Source organism: Pseudogracilibacillus amylolyticus (SeqCode), assembly GCF_051918545.1.
Lineage (GTDB): Bacteria > Bacillota > Bacilli > Bacillales > Amphibacillaceae > Pseudogracilibacillus.
The window spans coordinates 1-3,248 of record NZ_JBPPZG010000305.1 but is presented as its reverse complement, the minus strand read 5'-3'; the positions used below and the strand labels follow the sequence as shown (position 1 = coordinate 3,248).

The window sequence follows — 3,248 nt, the reverse complement described above, 5'->3', positions numbered from 1 at the left end:
GACTATCCATTCTTGTTACATTAAGTATATCGGCAGTTGTCGGTATACATGTTCATGGTACCAACTCCTTTTCATTATCTTTGTTTAGCTTTTTCCCTGGATGAGAAGTAGTGAAACGTGCTGAGTAATAGAGTAGGGAAGCGGGAGACTCGAAGTAAATTGCTTTTGAAATAAGGATGGGTCTAGAAAGGATTCAGTCAATGGGGTGGATCGTGTTTTTGAGTTGGATACGTGTTGTTTTGTTAATGGGGGATATGGTGGGAGTGTCCTATATTTCTGGGAAATTGCTTGTAGTTCTTGATAGATGAATGACGGTGAAATTTAAAGGAATAAAATGGACGTGTACAGTTAGTCAAAATTTCTATTCGCGACTGTTAACAAAGCTAAGTGAATCGAGCGTTCTAGAAATAGTGTTATTGCTTCCCTGAAATGGATTCATTATAGAAGAAAATTTCTTATATATGAATGAATTTCATAATTACCAAAGTCGGCTTTTCCATCACCATATGTAGTTGGGAACGAACCAACTCAACTACATATGGTGATGGTGAAGCATTAGATACGTATTATGAAATTCATTAATATGATATAATAATTATATCATCTTTGTTAGACAAAAATACGAAAATGGCTACCAGAAAGGGGTGAGCATTCGTTGTCTCAGCCTAAAATTAAGGATGTTGCACGAGCGGCAGGTGTCTCAACTGCTACTGTTTCTCATGTAATTAATAAAACCAGGTATGTGTCGGAGGAGACAACTGTACGGGTTTTACAGGCAATGGAGGAATTAAATTATCGTCCAAATCATGCAGCTCGTAGTTTAAGAAGTGCAAAAACATACACAATCGGTCTTATCATTCCATTCCGAAAAGAAGATACGTCAAAGAGCTTTTTTATGTCCATTGCAGAAGGAATAGAAGAGACCCTTAGAGAATACGGTTATCACTTAATTATTAGTAATTCCAAGGAAGATTTAAAGCAAGAAATAGAACAGTTACAACTACTAAATGACCAAATTACGGATGGCATTATTCTTGCATCTACTTACAGTGAGTATCAAACACTTGAGAAACATATTCTTAAGGATCATCCTCTTGTTTTAATTGATCGAATACCAGAAGAAAACCAACGAGATTCCGTATCTATTGATTCCTATCAAGGCGTCTATGATGCAATAAAATACTTAAAGAAAAAGGGTTATAAACGCATTGGTTACGCTGGTGCGAATTTAACGATAAGTACAGCAAAACAACGATTAGCTGGATATCAAGATGCTCAAAAAGATGAACCTGATGTAGAAAATATTGTATTTATTGGAGAACCTACATATGAAAGCGGTTATGAAATGGCTGCTCAACTCCTATTACATGATTTAGACGCTATATTTATAGCGAACAATGAGGTAGCTACAGGAATCATCTATTATTTTATTGAAAATAAGATAACTATTCCGGACGATATTGCTGTCATTGTATTCGATAACTTTGAATGGACAAGAATTGTTTCTCCTCCATTGACCGTAGTGGACCAGCCGGCATATGAAATGGGAATAGAGGCAGCTCATATGATTCTTTCACGAATTCAATCTCCTGATAAAAAGATGAAAAAGGTTGTTTTACAACCCATGCTAATAGAACGAGGATCCACATAAAGAAAGCAGACAGTTCAAGGTTATAGACTGTCTGCTCTTATCAACTAAATATTTACTTTTTTAGTTCCCATACATTGAGTTCTTTCACAGCTACATTTTCTTCCCCGAAAAACTCAATTTGATTGCTTGTGTTTTTTGGATATACTCTGTTTGTAATAACCTTTTCTCCATTGTTAATAAATAATTCCACGGAACATCGGTCAATATAAATATGAAGCAACAATTCTTCACTTGGTTCTACCTCTGCTGATGCAATACCTGAAACATGTCCTGCCTTGTTTAAATCAACAGTGACTTTACTTGTCTTGGCATCGTATTTTATTTCAGTAAATTCTTCCCCGTCATCCGATTTTAAAACTTTTAATCCGAATGTTTCACTGTTTGTCGTAGAAAGATCAAAACTTGATTTGATTTCGATAGACTGACCTTTTGTCTCAGGTGAAAACGACTTCGTAAAGTTCAATTCATGATATTGTTCTTCTTTTGCTCGTAACATCTTTAATTCTTCTACTGGTTGGAACCGAACGTTACCTTCATTGTTTAATTTTATTTCTCTTGGTATCGTCATCGCCCCGGCCCAACCTTCTTCTTTTGTTGGGAATTTAGAGGCCCAATGATCCATCCAAGCAATTAAAATACGACGCCCTTTTTCATCAAGAAATGTTTGAGGTGCATAAAGATCAAATCCTTGATCAATTTCCACATCATAATCTTTTGTAAAACGTTTGGTGTCGTAATCCATATCTCCGATTTGAATCAGAGCTTTACCATGCCCCTCATCTTTCATAGGTGAGAAAATTAGCGCATGTTTATTTTGGATGGGGAATAGGTCAGGACACTCCCACATATCCCCTAAAGTACCATCACTTTTAGCAACTGGGCCACAATACTCCCAGTTTATTAAATCATCTGATTGAAATAAAGCTGCTGCACCATCCCCATTGTGACTTGTTCCAACTACCATATACCATGTATCTTCATATGACCATACCTTAGGATCACGAAAATCATTACTCAATGAATGCGGTGGTTTATCTATAATAGGATTATTAGGATGTTTCTCAAAGTGTATTCCATCTTGTGTTGTCGCTAGACATTGTACTTCTTTTGGATTTTTGCTATCAATATGTCCTGTGTATAAGAGGAATAAATCACCGTCTTTTACTACAGCGCTACCGGAGAAGCAGCCATATCCTTCGCCAGGATTACCTAAATCATAGTCCTCTGAAGGAGCAAGTGCTACGGGTTGATGTTCCCAATGAACTAAATCACTGCTGGTTGCATGCCCCCAATGCATCGGTCCCCAATCCGCCGAGTAAGGATGAAATTGATAGAATAAATGATAGATACCTTTATGCTGAATTAAACCATTTGGGTCATTCAACCAGCCAACCGGAGCAGTAAAATGATAAGTAGGTTGGTAATCCCTTTCTTTTTGATTCGAATTTTCTTTTATAAATGTATTTGCTTTCTCAATTTGTCTCTCATGATTATTCATTATAAAATCTCTCCCTCTATATACTTTGATTATCTTCAAAATGCTCCTGTTTTCTTAGAATTACTCAAACGCCATTTTATAGAATGTATTGGTGGGCAT

General features: G+C 36.4%; 2 protein-coding genes. One reads left to right on the top strand and one right to left on the bottom strand.

Annotated features, from left to right (window positions below; genetic code table 11):
* Positions 1-655: 655 nt before the first annotated feature.
* A complete protein-coding gene (locus ACPYKA_RS19970; RefSeq protein WP_229782805.1) occupies positions 656-1,651 on the top strand; it encodes a LacI family DNA-binding transcriptional regulator in 996 nt (331 codons plus the stop codon).
* Between the two features lie 52 nt (positions 1,652-1,703).
* Here the strand turns inward: ACPYKA_RS19970 and ACPYKA_RS19965 are convergent, their stop codons facing one another.
* Positions 1,704-3,149, bottom strand: coding sequence for a glycoside hydrolase family 32 protein (locus tag ACPYKA_RS19965; protein WP_188859720.1), 1,446 nt, complete (start codon positions 3,147-3,149; stop codon positions 1,704-1,706).
* Positions 3,150-3,248 lie beyond the last annotated feature (99 nt).

Bases quoted from the DNA above. Each gene is read 5' to 3' on its own strand.
- ACPYKA_RS19965 (WP_188859720.1), bottom strand. From the start codon at position 3,149: ATGAATAATCATGAGAGACAAATTGAGAAAGCAAATACATTTATAAAA.